Source organism: Sinorhizobium chiapasense (assembly GCF_045277575.1).
Taxonomy (GTDB): domain Bacteria; phylum Pseudomonadota; class Alphaproteobacteria; order Rhizobiales; family Rhizobiaceae; genus Ensifer; species Ensifer chiapasense_A.
Genome location: NZ_CP144207.1, coordinates 145,912 through 159,373, shown reverse-complemented (window position 1 = coordinate 159,373; position 13,462 = coordinate 145,912). Strand labels below are relative to the sequence as shown.

Sequence of the window (13,462 nt, the reverse complement as noted above, 5' to 3'; positions counted from 1 at the left end):
TTGATCAACCAATTATGCAGCTCATTGAAATAACGTGTCGCCATGATGTCACCGGGTACGCGGATCAAGGAATCGATAGGTCAGATCCGACAGAAGATTGATGGCAATCGAGATGATGCCGATGAGCAGCACACTGCCGAGCACGGCATTCATGTCGGCGAAGAACAGCGCCGAGGTGAGATACTGCCCAAGGCCCGGCCAGGCGAAAACCGTCTCGATCAACACGGTACCATCGAGCAGTCCGCAGTAGGCAAGCGCAACAATGGTCAGCAGCTGCACCCGGATGTTGCGGAAGGCATGGCGCCACACGATTGCGCGCTGGCCGAGGCCCTTGGCCTTGGCGGTTAGCACATATTCCTGCCGCAACTGCTCCAGCATGAAGCTCCGGCTCATGCGGCTGAGATAGGCCATCGCCGCATAGCCGAGAATCAGCGCCGGGGCCGCGACATGCAGCAAAGCATCCCAGAAAACTCCCCATTCGCCGGCAAGGACCGCATCGATGAGGATGGAATGTGTCGGCCCTTCGACCAGCCCTTCATTGTAAATGTCCAGGCGGCCGCTGCCGGGAATGAGCCCGAACTTCGCATAAAATACGAGGATGACGATCGTACCCAGCCAGAAGATGGGCGTTGAATGGCCAAGCAGACCGACAATTCGCGCGAGATGATCAACCCATGTGCCTTTTCGCACCGCGGATATGATGCCGAGAGGAATGCCAAAACCGGCACCAATGATCGTTGCCAGAGTGGCTAGTTCCAACGTTGCCGGAAAGACGCGAGCGAGATCGCTCGAAACCGCATTCTTGGTCACATGCGATTGGCCGAAATCAAGATGCGCGACATTGCCGAGATAAGTTGCAAACTGCACATAGCGTGGCTGGTCCAGCCCCATCTCCTTGTAGACGCGTTCGTAGGTCTCGTGATCGGCCTGATCGCCGGTCACCGCAATGACCGGGTCGGCCGGCACCATGCGGCCAACAACGAAGGTGATAACGAGCAGGCCGAGCAACGTCGTCAGGATGACGGCAAAGGATGCCGCCACCTTGCGCAGTGCACCGAGCGCCGCTTTGGCGCGTTCCGGGGCGATTGCCGATGTCTGTGAGATACTCACGATTATTCTCCTCGACAGAAGGGCTTAGTCGCCCTTCGAGACTGTGTCCCAACGCGTCAGCCAGGTTGAGTGGCCCACGTAGCCGATGACTTCCTTGCGCACGGCTTTTGCGTCCGTGCGCTGAAAGGAAGTCACGAGCGCTGGAGACGCTTCGAGATACGCCTTGTTGATCTTTGCATAGAGTTCGGCCCGCTTTTGCTGGTCAGTCTCGTGCGCGGCGGCTGTCACCATGTCCTGGATGCTTTTCGGCACTTCCCAGGCGGAGCGCCACGCGATAAGGCCAGCCAGCTTGGCATCGTCGGCATTGTTTGGATTGGTTGCGTAGGATGCCAGCACAGCATGGGGATCTGGCAGGCGTTCGCCTGTTCGCGCCGAGAAGATCTCGAACTCGCGGTTGCGGAACTTACCGATGTGATCGCCACCCTGAAGGTCGAGTTTGATGCCAGCTTTGGCCGCGTTGGCTTGCAACGACTGCGCGACTTCATATTCCGGGGTGACTGGCGTGGCGTAATAAACCTTCGAGAAGCCGTTAGGATAACCAGCTTCGGCAAGCAACTGCTTGGCCTTCTCGATGTCCAGCTTGTAAGGGTTATCGTTCAAAGCACCCGGCAGGCCGCCCGGAACGATCGTCTGCTGCTTGATGCCGTAATATTTCATCACGGTGTTGGCGAGACCGTCATAGTCGATCAGATAGCGGAAGGCTTCGCGGACCTTCGGATTGGAAAGAATCTCGTCTTTCTGATTAAGCGCCAGGTAGTAGAATCCGAAGCCCGGCGTCTTCTGGATCTCTGCCTTGCCGCCCGCTTCAATCGCAGCAAGGTCAGTGGACGAGAGACGGGTTGCGACGTCAACATCGCCGGCTTCAAGCTGCAGTCGCTGACCGGAGGATTCCGGCATGTGACGGAGGATGACGCGGCGCATCTTCGGCGCGCCTTGCCAGTAGTCCTTGAAGGCATCAGAAATCAAGAGGTCGTTAACGCGCCAGGTCTTGAGCGAATAAGGGCCCGAGCCCGCATCGTTCGTCTGCAGGAATTCACGCCCCATGTCCCCGTTCTTCTCGTTTTCGGCGAGAAGCTTGCTGTCGAGGATAGAAGTCGAAAAACTCGCAAGCGAGAACAGGATAAGGTTCGGGTTCCAGACTTCGGGTGTCTGCAGCACAACGGTTGACTCATCCGTTGCCTTGATCAGTTGGTCGACATTTTTGTCGTTGATGCCCCACTGGCGAAGATCGACCGAAGGCGCAAGACCGAGCTTAACCAACCGGCGCAACGACCACTCGACATCTCTTACCGTCAGCGGATTTCCAGAATGGAAGGTGACGCCAGAACGAATCTTGAAGGTGAACGTCTTGCCATCGTCCGACACCGTCCAGTTCTCGGCTATCCCTGGCTGCGGCTTGGTGATGTCGTCAGCGGACAGAACGATCAACCGCTCATAGAGATTGGCGACGATTTCGGCCGCTTCAAGCTGGTTGAGCTCGTTGGGATCCAACCCACGCATCGAGGACATGTTGGTCGCGATAACCAACTGGTCATCGGGCGTTGCCGCCTGGACGGCGACCGGGACGGCAAGAGTCGAGGCCATTATAGCCGACGCCATCAAAAAACTGCGTCTTTTCATAGTCGTATTCTCCTCCCTTGTGCACTGGGCCTCTCCCCAAGCGCGATTTTTCATATCGACACCGATCTGAAATCTGGTATATCAGATCTCACAAATTGATTTTGTGGTCAACGGGGGATTTTCGAGACATGCAAAACGAGGCATCGAAAGCGCCTGGCGAAGACCGCATCGAAAAGATCGACCCGCGGTTTCTGACGACGCTTCGCGATCATGTGCACCGGACGTTGAGAACGGCGATCCTTTCAGGCCGGTTTGCGCCTGACGAGCGGGTGAACGAGCGCCAGCTCGCCGAGCAGCTCGGCGTCAGCACCACACCCATCAAGGAAGCGTTGCGTCAGCTTGAAACGGAAGGACTAGTGGAGACCTTGCCGCGCCGTGGCGTGCTGATCCGTTTCAATGCGAGCTGGGCGGAAGAAATGATCCTGGCACGCGCCGCGCTGGAATCGATGATCGCGCATCTGGCTGCCAAGCGGATCGAGAAGGACGAAATCCAGAAACTCGAGGAGATCGTCACGATGATGGCTAACGCCACCGAACACGGCATCGCCGACGATCTGATTTCGCTGAATGAGACTTTCCACGAGCAAATCCACATTGCCTCGCGATGCCAGTATCTCTCGCGCATGATCGAGCGACAGCAGTTCTACGATGGCAGCATTCGCCGCGTTATCCATTCCGATCCGCTCGAACGGGGCAAGGCGCTGGCCGAGCACACCGCGATTGCAGCCGCCATCATATCGAACGACAGCGACAAAGCGGAACGCGTGATGCGCGACCATGTCGTGCGTTCCGGTGAAACTTACCTCAACATCGTGTTCAAGAAGAAAGAGGATATTTGACGTGACCGAGGCAATGGAGAAGATCCGCAAATCCCTTACGGGTATATCTGGCGTGCCCGTGACCCCCTACAAGAGCGATGGGAGCGTTGATACCGCAAAGCTTTCGGATCTCATCGCCCGCCTCGCCAATGCGCGCGTTCACAATCTGATGGCGGCTGGCAATACCGGCGAGTTCTTTACCCTGACCATGGACGAAGTGCGCGCGGTCCATGCCACAACCATCAAGGCTGCCGCGGGCAAGTCGCTTGTCAGCGCCGCCGTCGGCCGTTCGCTCACAGAAGCGAAGGCCCTGGCCCGCGACGCAATCGCCGAAGGTGCCGACGCCATCATGGGACACCACCCGATGGACCCTTTCGCTGGCCCAAGCTTCCAAGCCAAATATTTCCTTGAGCTCGCAGAAGCCACTACAGTTCCGGTCATCGCTTATGTGCGGAGCGACACTTTTTCGGTTGCCGATTTCCGCAAGCTTGCACTGCATCCTAACATCGCCGGCATCAAGTTCGCCTCCGGAAATTTGATGCTTCTTGCTGAGGTGATTCGCGCGACGAAAGATGCGCCGGCGATATGGGTCTGCGGTCTCGCAGAAGGCTGGGCGCCCGCCTTCTACGCGATGGGAGCCCGCGGCTTCACCTCTGGTCTCGTCAACGTCTTCCCGGAGCGCTCGCATGCTATTCACAAGGCGTTGGAAAATGGCGACTACGCCGCAGCCCGCGCACTCATCAATGACATTGCCGGCTTCGAGGCACTTCGCACCAAGTATCTGAACGGAGCCAACGTTACCGTCGTCAAGGAAGCGCTTGGAATGCTCGGAACCGATGTCGGCCCCGTGCGGGTGCCCGGCGTCGAAAGACTGACCGAAGCAGAGCGAGTTGATCTGCGCGCGATCGTCGACAATGTCGCCGAAAAAGGCCGTGCGGCCTAAGGAAGAGTGTCATGCATATCACAGGCTTCAAGACCTACATGCAGCGTGTAGACGACCGCCCGCGCCTGCTTTTGAAGATCGAGACCAACGAGGGCATTTCCGGTTGGGGCGAGTGCTACAACCACGGCCCGGACTGGGCGCTGCCCCCACTCTTCGACTATCTCTTCCATCAGATCGAAGGCGAAGATCCGCGCCGCGTCGAATTCCTCGCGCTCAAGCTCAACCAGCAATGCCGCTTCCCGCCCGGAGCCCTTGGCCTTGCCGCGATCTCGGCGACTGATCACGCACTCTGGGACATCGCCGGAAAGGCCGCCGGGTTGCCAGTTTACATGCTGCTCGGTGGCAATGTGCGTGATCGCGTGAAGGTCTATTGCGGTGTCTACACGGCACCCGATCCGGAAGCCGCACGGGAGCAATCTCTCGAGCTCAACGAAAAGTACGGCTATACTGCGTTCAAGCTCAGCCCCTATCGACGTGATCTCCATGCCGGACGCTGGGGCGAACTCGTCAAGGAAACCGGCGACTGGTTCGGCAAGATCCGCGAAATCACTCCTTCGCACTTCGAATACGCCTTCGATGCGCATGCAAAGATTTTCGAACCTTACCAGGCCGTGCAGCTTGCTGCCGCCATTGCGCCGAATGATCCCCTCTTCTACGAGGAGCCGATCCGACCTGAGCATATTCCTGCCTGGGCCGAGCTGAAGTCGAAGGTGACAGTGCCGCTGGCAACAGGCGAATCGCTCTATTCGCGGTTCGAATTCCTTTCGCTCCTGTCTGCGCGCGGCGCCGACATTATCCAACCCGATATCTGCGTGGTCGGCGGTGTCACCGAGATGCGACGGATAGCAGCCATCGCCGAGGCCCACTATGTGACGGTGGCGCCGCACAACCCGATGGGGCCGCTTGCAACTGCGGTCAACGTCCACTTCTGTGCAGCTCAGCCGAACTTCAAGGTACTGGAGTTCAAGCCGCATGCTCACGCCCCCTGGGCGGCAGATCCCTATATGCCAGTGGACGGGCATATGGAATTGCGACCTGACAGGCCGGGCTGGGGTCTAGAGATCGATGAGAAGGCGCTGCAGAAAGACGACTACATTCACTGGGAGCGGAAGGTCACCCGAAAACCCGACGGGGCGACCGCATATCCCTGATAAACGTCAATGTACCCATCCACCACAAACGTGGACGCGTCAAAGGGGCAGAGGGCGGCACGTCCGCCCTCTTCGGAGCCGACCCGGCAGGTGCGGTTTCGAGGCGAAGGTACATTCACTTAATGTCCATATCCTGCTCTCGGCGCGGACCCGTACGAGCTAATGTGCGAAGCAGCAGCGGGTTGAACTCTCAGGCCCAGCGCGCTCAGAAGCTCGCAACCAGTTCCAGCTCCCGCCGATATATTATGCGACTTTCGAAGCACAAAAGAGAACTTCATCGCAAACTTGGCGGAAAAGCAGGTTGCCTCCAGGGCCGCTTACGACGCGCGAACGAAGGCAGGAAATTATTTGCTGCGATTCATGAGAAGCTGACGCGCCCGATAGGTGCGGGAAGTGATGAATACTTCCCAGAGACGGCGGGTGATGCTCTGCGAATTACGGGTGCTGCTCAAACGCATCGTCATGTCCTCGTTTTCCTAGCGCGACTTTACAGCTTGGCGCCTCAGCATTCCTGTGCAGATTATGCATTGCTGCGTTGCCGCCTGCTCGGCACTTGGCGGGACGGACGACAGGTGGTTTAAGAATGGGAGCCTTCTGCGGACAGACCCTAATGCACATCCCCATCAAACCGATCTTCGTGTTCCACACCACCGCCCGCGCCGGCAGCATTTCGCGTGCCGCCAAGGAACTCAGTGTCACGCCGTCAGCTGTCAGTCAGCAGATCCAGGCACTCGAACTCCAACTCGGCGTCGCCTTGCTCGCGAAAGCCGGCCGCGGAATCGTGCTGACAGAAGCCGGCGAGCGCTATTTCTCGATGATCGCCGACCAGGTCGAGCACATTGCCGAGGCTACCGCGACCATTAAGGGTTTTCGCTCCGTCACCAGCCTTACCATTCGCGCGACGCCAACGATTTCCAACAAATGGCTGCTTCCAAGGCTCGCCTCCTTTCTCGACCAGCAGCCAGACCTGGAAGTCCGCCTTGACGGCACCAATGAGCCGACCGATTTCAGCCAGGAGATCGTCGATATCGAGCTTCGGCATGGCGACGGACGATGGCCAGGCCTCTTCGTCGAAGGGGTGGTGGAAGAGGAGTTCCTACCAGTCTGCTCGCCGCGGTACGCCGCCGCAGGCAGCCTCACCCCGGAAGACCTCCCATCGTTCCGCCTCATCCATTCCGCCAAGTCCCAGGCGCAATGGACGACATGGTTTCCGCTGGCAGGTGTTACGCCTGCCGTTCGCTGGCAGCGCGTGCTGTTCGACCGCAGTCACATGGCGATCGACGCCGCGGCCCGTGGAATGGGGATTGCACTCGAAAGCACGCTGATGATGGAGGAGGAGCTCGCCTCCGGTCGCCTCGTCTGCCCCGTCGCGACCTACCCGGCGCTGCGACTGGTGACCCAATGGATCGTCTGCCCATTCGACCACCTGCGACGAAAGAAGGTCCGGACCTTCCTCGACTGGCTGCGCGACGAACGGGACAGCTGGGCCGCAAAGGGCTGAGGATCAGCCGCGTGCCATGCATCGACCAACGAGGCGGGCAAGCGCGTCCGCAAGAATGTCATCTGGCGGCAAGCGGATATCGAGATGCACAACATCCTCGTCTTCTGCCGGCGGCTCCAAGGTTTGCAATTGGCTTTCCAGAAGAGAGCCGCTGGCAAAGTGGCTCTGGCGATGGGCGAGACGTTCGCCGATCAGCACTGGAGTGCCCGTGAGATAGAGGATCGGGAACGTCCCGATCCTCTCGCGGAGGTAATCGCGATAGCTGCGCTTGAGGGCGGAACAGGCAATGATCACCGGCTGACCTTTCGCACCGAGCGCAGCTTCCGCAACGGCCGCCAGCCATGGCCAGCGATCGCTATCTGTGAGGCCAATCCCCCGACGCATGCGCTCGACATTCTCGCGGCTGTGATGGTCGTCCGCTTCGATGAAGATACCGCCGCGCGCGGCGGCGAGCCTGCTTGCAATCACACTCTTTCCCGTGCCAGCAACGCCCATGACGAGGATATGAGCTGCCTGAGGCCTTTCTGCGCGCAGGCTTTCTGCTGCACCGACCATTATCAATACATTCCCAGCAAGCGGATGGGCCCGAGTGTGAGGATCGGGAAAAGCACCAGCGCGAAGATGGCGAGTGTCAAGACCGCCATTGGTGCTAGCGAGCCCCGGATGACATCCTCGACCCGCATGTTGGCGACCTGCGCCGCCGCGAAAAGACAGACGCCGACGGGTGGGGTCACCAGACCCAGCGTTAGGGTCATCACGGTGACGATCAGGAAATGGATCGGATCGATACCGAGCGCCTGCACCGGCGGCATCAGCACGGGGATGAGGATGAACATCGCCGGGATCGCTTCCATGAAGATGCCGATGATCAAGAGGAACACGAAGATCACCAGCATGCCGGTCATCGGGCCGAGGCTCATAGCCTCCATCAGGTCGGCTACTTTCTCGGGCAGGCCGTCAAAGGTGAATATCCACGCGGCGAGCTGCGAGGTAGCGGCAATGAACAGGATGGTGCCGGAAATGCGCGCCGTCGAGATTAAGATCTCCGGGATCTCGCTGAGAGGCAAGGTCCGGTAGACTAGGATCCCAAGGACCGCGACGTAAACGACGGCGATGGCGGCTGCCTCGGTCGGCGTGAACAAGCCGCTGGCGATGCCGATGATGAGGATGAGCGGCGTCAGCATCGGCAGGATGGCGCGCAGACCGGTCACTACCACGAGGCGGATGTTGAACGGCGTTGGCGGATTGTAACCGTAGTGGACCGAGTAGAAGTGGTTGAAGACGAGGAAAGCGAAGGCGATGAAGAGACCTGGCACCAGGCCGGCCACCAGCAGGGTTCCGATGGACACGTTGGCGATAGAGCCGGCGATGACCACGAGGATCGACGGCGGAATGATCGAGGACAACGTTGCGGTACAGAGGGTCATGCCGACCGCGTAGCCCTTCGGGAAACCGTGGCGCTCCATTGCCTTGATCTCGATCGCTCCGACCGAGGCGATATCAGCAACCGATGAGCCGGAGACGCCCGAAAAGATGACGGACGAAATCACATTGACATGGCCAAGCCCACCAGGAAGCCAGCCGACGATAGCCTCGGCAAAGTCGAAGATGCGCTCGGCGACCCGGCCGCGCTCCATCACGGCGCCAACCAGAATGAATAGAGGCACCGCCACAAGTAGGAACGAGTTCATCGACGAGAACATCGTCTGAGACAGCAAATCCATAGGCATGGACGTGTAGAGCCAGAGCGTCGCAACGCCGGCAAGCGCCAATGCGACAGCGAGCGGAATTCCGAGCATGCTCAACGCAAAGAAGGAGATAAGAAGAAAGAGCGACATGATTAGTGTCCCGCTGAGATCGAGATGTCGGCATGGGCACTTTCGTTCGCCGGCAGGCCGAGTTCTGGGAGCGCGATGAGGTCACGGCGGCTGCGTAGCGATTCCAGGATCGCAAGGATCGCAATCGCGGCGGAGACCGGCATCACCATGCCGATGATCCACATCGGAATGGGAAGCGTGGCAGCGGTCTCGCTCATCATGACCTGCTGGCGCACCAGCGTCAGCCCCGTCCATCCCATCAATCCAAAGAAGAAGACAGAGGACGCGACGTAGATCGGCACCGCCAGATGATGGAAGAGACGGCGCGCCAATACTAGGAAGACGACGACGCGTGCGCTCTCGACAGTTCTGAACCCAGCCGCAAGGCCAAGAAACACCATCCAGATAAAGAGGAAGCGCGTCGCCTCCTCCGTCCAGGGAAACGGGTGCCCGGCAAGCCGGCCGATGACCTGGAGAAGGACTACGATCAGAATGCCGGCGCAGGCGGCGCCGGCCGCCACATCGGCCACAATCTTCACGAAGGTGCCGAGCGAGGAGCCGAAAGAAGGACGCATGAGAATGCCTTTCCGCAGAAATGAGACCGAAGCCGGATTTGACGGTACCTCGCGCCTACGCAAGGTACCGTCCCGGCGCATCAGTTCGTTTTGGCAAAGGACTTGGTGCGATCGAAGAAGGCCTGATCCTTCACGAGAGCGGAGAACTTATCCGAGAGGCCGGCGGCAACTGCGACGAAGGCCTGGCGCTGTTCGTCGGTCAGTTCATTGATCTCCATGCCGTTCGACTTGAGGGTTTCAAGCGACTTCGCGATGTCCGCGGCATCGTTTTCGGCCTTCCACGCTTCAGCTTCCTTTGCCGCCTCCTGCAACGCAGCCTTGAAGCTATCGCTCAAGCCCTCATAGCGCGCCGGGTTCATGCCGAGCACCCAGGCGTCGGCAATGTGGTTGCTGATCGTGGCGTATTTCTGCACTTCGAAAAGCCGAGCACTGACGGGGACATTGATCGGGTTTTCCTGGCCGTCGACGACTTTCAACTGGAGCGCATTGTAGACTTCCGCAAAGGCCATCGGTGTCGGAGCAGCACCCATGGCCCCGAAGAATTCCACCCAGAGCGGATTGTTCGGCACACGCAGCTTCATGCCCTTCAAATCGGCCGGCGAGGTGATCGGTAGCTTCGAATTGGTGATCTGGCGCAAGGGGCGAGACCAAAGATCGAGCCCGAGAATGCCGATCTTGCTCAAGTCACCCTGAAGTTCTTGGCCGAGGTCGCTATCGAGGTAGGCGCGCAGCTGATCGATGTCGCGGAACTGATAGGGGATGGCGATTGCCGTGAACTTCGGATTGAAGGTCGCATAGAGCGATGTCGAGTTCAGCAGCATATCCAACGAGCCGCCGGCGAGTTGCTTGACCCCCGCCGACGGATCGCCGCCGTAGAGCGTGCCGTTCGGAAACACCTTGATCGTCAACTCGCCGTTCGTCTTGGCTGATACGAGTTCGGCAAATTTGTTGGCTGCAAGGGTGATCTCCGACGTATCGGCATCCGGGGTCGAGAGCGTCAGGGTTTCGGCCTGAGCGAGCGAGGCGGAGAAGAGGGTAGCGGCTGCGAGCAGACCGCGGATAATTGCCAGTTTCATGTCTTTCCTCCCAAAGTTTGATGTTAGGCACAAGCCGTCGGTTTCGCGGTCTCGTTCATGCGCCGAAGCTCAAGAATGATTCCGCTATGATCCAGATCGCCATCGCCGTTGTCGACCATGGCCTGGTAGAGCCGGTCGACCTCCTCGCCAACCGGTAGTCTCAATCCGCGGCTATGTGCAAATGCCAGAGCCGTGGATGTGTCTTTCACCTGGTACTTTGCCGGCCCCCCTGGCCGAAAATCGCCTGTTACCATTCTTAAGCCGTGCTGGCGGAAAACGGTGGAGTCGGCAAATCCACCGAGCAGCGCTTCGCGGACGCGGGCGGGATCCGCACCACCTTGCTCGGCGAGTGTCAGCGCCTCGGCCACGGCACAGATCGTCGAGGCGACGATGAGTTGATTGGCGAGCTTCGTTAGCGCTCCGCAGCCGGCGGGACCGACATGCGTCACTCGGCCGAGACAGGCGAACACATCGTAAAGCGCATCAACATCTGTCGCATCACCGCCCGCCATGATAGCGAGCGTGCCTTCGCGCGCGCCTTTCTCTCCGCCCGAGACCGGCGCATCGCTATAGACCAGTCCACGGGCAGCAGCCTTTTCCCCAATGAGAACGGCCGTTTCCACCGGAATCGAGCTCATGACGACGAGTGCCGCTCCTGGCTTCATCGCAGCCACAACGCCGCCGCTGTCGAGAAGCACGTCCTCGCAGACTGGGCCGGAGCTCAGCATGACGATCACCACGTCGGCCCCGGCAGCGGCTTCCGCCGCCGTGGTTGCGGTCTCGATGCCGCGGCACGAAAGCGCATCCGCCTTGTCCCGCGTGCGGTTCCACACGGTAACGGGATAGCCGGCATCCGCGAGCCGCCCGGCCATGGGGCCACCCATGATGCCGGTTCCGATGACGGCGATCCGCCTTGCTCCGTTGGCCATAGTGCTACCCTTTCACGGATAATGGCGAAGAAAGAAGCGAACGGGCCGCTCCTCCAGGATGAGCGGCGGGAACGCCGCACGGAACCGCGCGAGATGCGGCGTTTCAAGGTGCGCGTCGAAAGCCGCACGGCTGTCATAGACCTCGTAAAAGACGACGGTACTGCCCTCTCCTTCGGGCTGAACGACATCGAACCGATGGCATCCCGGTTCATCCGCGACCGAGTGCGCCGCATCGTCGCTTGCGGCGTTTAGAAACTCCACCAAGCGTTCCGGTCGGACACGGAATTCGGCAATCACGACGAAGGCTTCCATCTTTCCCTCCCCTCCCCGCACAATCAAGCTGCCGCGTCCTGGCCTGGGCGGAAGCGCTCTTCCATGTCCCGGCGCAGCGTCACGACATCGAGGTCGTTGGCGATCTCAACATCGTCGAAGCTGACGATTTGGTCCTTTTTGATCGGCCGCTTCAGTCTGACATTGTGCGCAAGGCCGATCGGCAGTGCCTTGAGATCAAGGCTGCGGGTGGCCGGAATGGCGTTCGCCCAGACAGCGTAGCCGCCCTCGCCATCCAGCATCTCGCCCGGCTGCATGTCCTTCTTGGCGGTCGCGACGGCATCGCCCCGGAATTCCTTGGAGGAGCCGGTCGGCTCGTTGCGGAGCACGGCCGAAAGCACGCTGACCGAAGTCTCGAGGCCGATGATGTGGAAGGGACGCCACATGGAAGCGTACCAGCCCGAAGGATCGGTTAGCAGGCCATACTGTTTAAAGCAGGCACGAGCATATTCGTTGTGCGCCTTGAACGTGACGAACACGCCGTAGCGGATGTTGTTGAAGACCTCACGGCCATCGGGCTCCTGGCTGGCTGCGATATCGACCAGACCGGATTTGGCCATCCGGCCGCCCTCGCGTGCCGGGCGGAAGACGCGGGCGAGGTCGTGAAGACCAGCCGGCGGGAAGGCGAGACCATCATCGGGGCAGTCGAGACCAGTTCCGTTGGCGACGGCCGCCATTTCGATCGCCGCTTTGGTGCCGTCCGTGAAGGAGTTGTACATTTTCGGATTGAAATCGCCCTTCGCCACTTCCTCTTCGGTCCAGCCGAAGTAGCCCCAGACGGTATCCGGCGTCGAATAGCGGTAGCGCGGCTCGAAGTTCATGCCCTTGCCGGCGGCCGTGACCTCGAAGCCGGTAGCGCGCGCCCAGTCGACGAGTTCGCAGATCAGCGCCGGCTGGTCGCCATAGGCCATGGAATAGATGACGCCGGCAGCGCGGGCCTTCTCCGCCAGGATCGGACCGACCATCACATCGGCCTCGACATTGACCATCACGACATGCTTGCGGCTCTCGATGGCACCGAGCGCATGCCGCGTGCCGGCGATCGGATGGCCGGTCGCCTCGATGACGCATTCGATCTCTTCGCAGCCGAAGATCGCATTGACGTCGTCGGTCACGAAGGTCCGGCCGGTCTTCAGCGCATCGCCGCAGCTCTGCGCCTGATAGCGCTCCTTCGCCCAGCCGACACGCTCTATGGATTCGCGCGCCTTGGCGACATTGAGGTCGGCGACAGCCACCATGTGCAGGCCGTCGATACGCTGGGCCTGCGCCAGGACCATCGAACCGAACTTGCCGGCGCCGATCAGCGCCACACGAACGGGACGGCCGTTGGCCGCGCGGAGGGAAAGAAGGGAGTAAAGGTTCATAGACAGGTCCTCAGCTAGGGGATGATTGTGAGGAGTGACCCCGCTGAGGTGGACGCATCGACGAGCACGCGGCCGCGCTATGCGCGCCACCGGTCGCAGTCATCAGGATGAGCCTTTTTTCCTCCGGGGAAGGCGATCTAGCCGCCACTCCCAGCTGCCTCCCGAGCAGCTTCGAAAGGAAGGTAGGTCCATTAAGAACTTAGCTCAATTTAGAAAGTCGAGCATAAA

At 59.9% G+C, this 13,462-nt stretch carries 13 protein-coding genes; 4 read left to right on the top strand and 9 right to left on the bottom strand.

Annotation, left to right across the window (positions count from 1 at the left end; genetic code table 11):
- Positions 1-48 precede the first annotated feature (48 nt).
- Positions 49-1,110, bottom strand: a complete 1,062-nt coding sequence (locus QM996_RS31925) for an ABC transporter permease (RefSeq protein WP_500270562.1) — start codon at positions 1,108-1,110, stop codon at positions 49-51.
- Between the two features lie 24 nt (positions 1,111-1,134).
- Positions 1,135-2,784 carry an ABC transporter substrate-binding protein gene (locus tag QM996_RS31920; RefSeq protein WP_500270561.1) on the bottom strand — a complete coding sequence of 550 codons (1,650 nt, stop codon included), beginning with the start codon at positions 2,782-2,784 and terminating at the stop codon, positions 1,135-1,137.
- 74 nt (positions 2,785-2,858) lie between these two features.
- Between QM996_RS31920 and QM996_RS31915 the strand changes: the two genes are divergently transcribed.
- The 4 genes from QM996_RS31915 (at position 2,859) to QM996_RS31900 (ending at position 7,143) form a co-directional block, all read left to right on the top strand.
- On the top strand, positions 2,859-3,569 hold the full coding sequence (locus QM996_RS31915; protein WP_060520115.1) for a GntR family transcriptional regulator: 711 nt from the start codon (positions 2,859-2,861) through the stop codon (positions 3,567-3,569).
- Between the two features lie 13 nt (positions 3,570-3,582).
- Positions 3,583-4,491 carry a dihydrodipicolinate synthase family protein gene (locus tag QM996_RS31910; protein ID WP_334142270.1) on the top strand — a complete coding sequence of 303 codons (909 nt, stop codon included), beginning with the start codon at positions 3,583-3,585 and terminating at the stop codon, positions 4,489-4,491.
- Between the two features lie 11 nt (positions 4,492-4,502).
- On the top strand, positions 4,503-5,642 hold the full coding sequence (locus QM996_RS31905) for a mandelate racemase/muconate lactonizing enzyme family protein (RefSeq protein WP_334142150.1): 1,140 nt from the start codon (positions 4,503-4,505) through the stop codon (positions 5,640-5,642).
- Between the two features lie 610 nt (positions 5,643-6,252).
- Positions 6,253-7,143 (top strand): LysR substrate-binding domain-containing protein, encoded by an 891-nt coding sequence (locus tag QM996_RS31900; protein WP_334142149.1) that lies wholly within the window; start codon positions 6,253-6,255, stop codon positions 7,141-7,143.
- 3 nt (positions 7,144-7,146) lie between these two features.
- Here QM996_RS31900 and QM996_RS31895 read toward each other — a convergent pair whose 3' ends face one another.
- From QM996_RS31895 to QM996_RS31865, 7 genes are all read right to left on the bottom strand, one after another.
- A complete protein-coding gene (locus tag QM996_RS31895; protein WP_334142147.1) occupies positions 7,147-7,698 on the bottom strand; it encodes a gluconokinase in 552 nt (183 codons plus the stop codon).
- Between the two features lie 2 nt (positions 7,699-7,700).
- Positions 7,701-8,981: a TRAP transporter large permease gene (locus QM996_RS31890; protein ID WP_334142144.1), complete on the bottom strand. Its 1,281-nt coding sequence runs from the start codon at positions 8,979-8,981 to the stop codon at positions 7,701-7,703.
- A 2-nt stretch (positions 8,982-8,983) separates the two neighbouring features.
- Positions 8,984-9,535: a TRAP transporter small permease gene (locus tag QM996_RS31885; protein WP_334142142.1), complete on the bottom strand. Its 552-nt coding sequence runs from the start codon at positions 9,533-9,535 to the stop codon at positions 8,984-8,986.
- Between the two features lie 80 nt (positions 9,536-9,615).
- Positions 9,616-10,611 (bottom strand): DctP family TRAP transporter solute-binding subunit, encoded by a 996-nt coding sequence (locus QM996_RS31880; protein ID WP_334142140.1) that lies wholly within the window; start codon positions 10,609-10,611, stop codon positions 9,616-9,618.
- Positions 10,612-10,634: 23 nt separating this feature from the next.
- A complete protein-coding gene (locus QM996_RS31875; RefSeq protein WP_334142138.1) occupies positions 10,635-11,540 on the bottom strand; it encodes an NAD(P)-dependent oxidoreductase in 906 nt (301 codons plus the stop codon).
- Positions 11,541-11,552: 12 nt separating this feature from the next.
- On the bottom strand, positions 11,553-11,852 hold the full coding sequence (locus tag QM996_RS31870) for a putative quinol monooxygenase (RefSeq protein WP_334142137.1): 300 nt from the start codon (positions 11,850-11,852) through the stop codon (positions 11,553-11,555).
- A 23-nt stretch (positions 11,853-11,875) separates the two neighbouring features.
- Positions 11,876-13,234: an NAD(P)H-dependent oxidoreductase gene (locus QM996_RS31865; protein WP_334142135.1), complete on the bottom strand. Its 1,359-nt coding sequence runs from the start codon at positions 13,232-13,234 to the stop codon at positions 11,876-11,878.
- Positions 13,235-13,462: the final 228 nt, after the last annotated feature.

Excerpts from the sequence above, each read along its gene's own strand:
- QM996_RS31920 (WP_500270561.1), bottom strand. The coding sequence starts at position 2,784 with ATGAAAAATCGCGCTTGGGGAGAGGCCCAGTGCACAAGGGAGGAGAAT.
- QM996_RS31870 (WP_334142137.1), bottom strand. The coding sequence starts at position 11,852 with ATGGAAGCCTTCGTCGTGATTGCCGAATTCCGTGTCCGACCGGAACGC.
- QM996_RS31905 (WP_334142150.1), top strand. The coding sequence starts at position 4,503 with ATGCATATCACAGGCTTCAAGACCTACATGCAGCGTGTAGACGACCGC.
- QM996_RS31880 (WP_334142140.1), bottom strand. The coding sequence starts at position 10,611 with ATGAAACTGGCAATTATCCGCGGTCTGCTCGCAGCCGCTACCCTCTTC.
- QM996_RS31910 (WP_334142270.1), top strand. The coding sequence starts at position 3,583 with ATGGAGAAGATCCGCAAATCCCTTACGGGTATATCTGGCGTGCCCGTG.
- QM996_RS31900 (WP_334142149.1), top strand. The coding sequence starts at position 6,253 with ATGCACATCCCCATCAAACCGATCTTCGTGTTCCACACCACCGCCCGC.
- QM996_RS31895 (WP_334142147.1), bottom strand. The coding sequence starts at position 7,698 with ATGGTCGGTGCAGCAGAAAGCCTGCGCGCAGAAAGGCCTCAGGCAGCT.
- QM996_RS31890 (WP_334142144.1), bottom strand. The coding sequence starts at position 8,981 with ATGTCGCTCTTTCTTCTTATCTCCTTCTTTGCGTTGAGCATGCTCGGA.
- QM996_RS31915 (WP_060520115.1), top strand. The coding sequence starts at position 2,859 with ATGCAAAACGAGGCATCGAAAGCGCCTGGCGAAGACCGCATCGAAAAG.
- QM996_RS31865 (WP_334142135.1), bottom strand. The coding sequence starts at position 13,234 with ATGAACCTTTACTCCCTTCTTTCCCTCCGCGCGGCCAACGGCCGTCCC.
- QM996_RS31875 (WP_334142138.1), bottom strand. The coding sequence starts at position 11,540 with ATGGCCAACGGAGCAAGGCGGATCGCCGTCATCGGAACCGGCATCATG.
- QM996_RS31885 (WP_334142142.1), bottom strand. The coding sequence starts at position 9,535 with ATGCGTCCTTCTTTCGGCTCCTCGCTCGGCACCTTCGTGAAGATTGTG.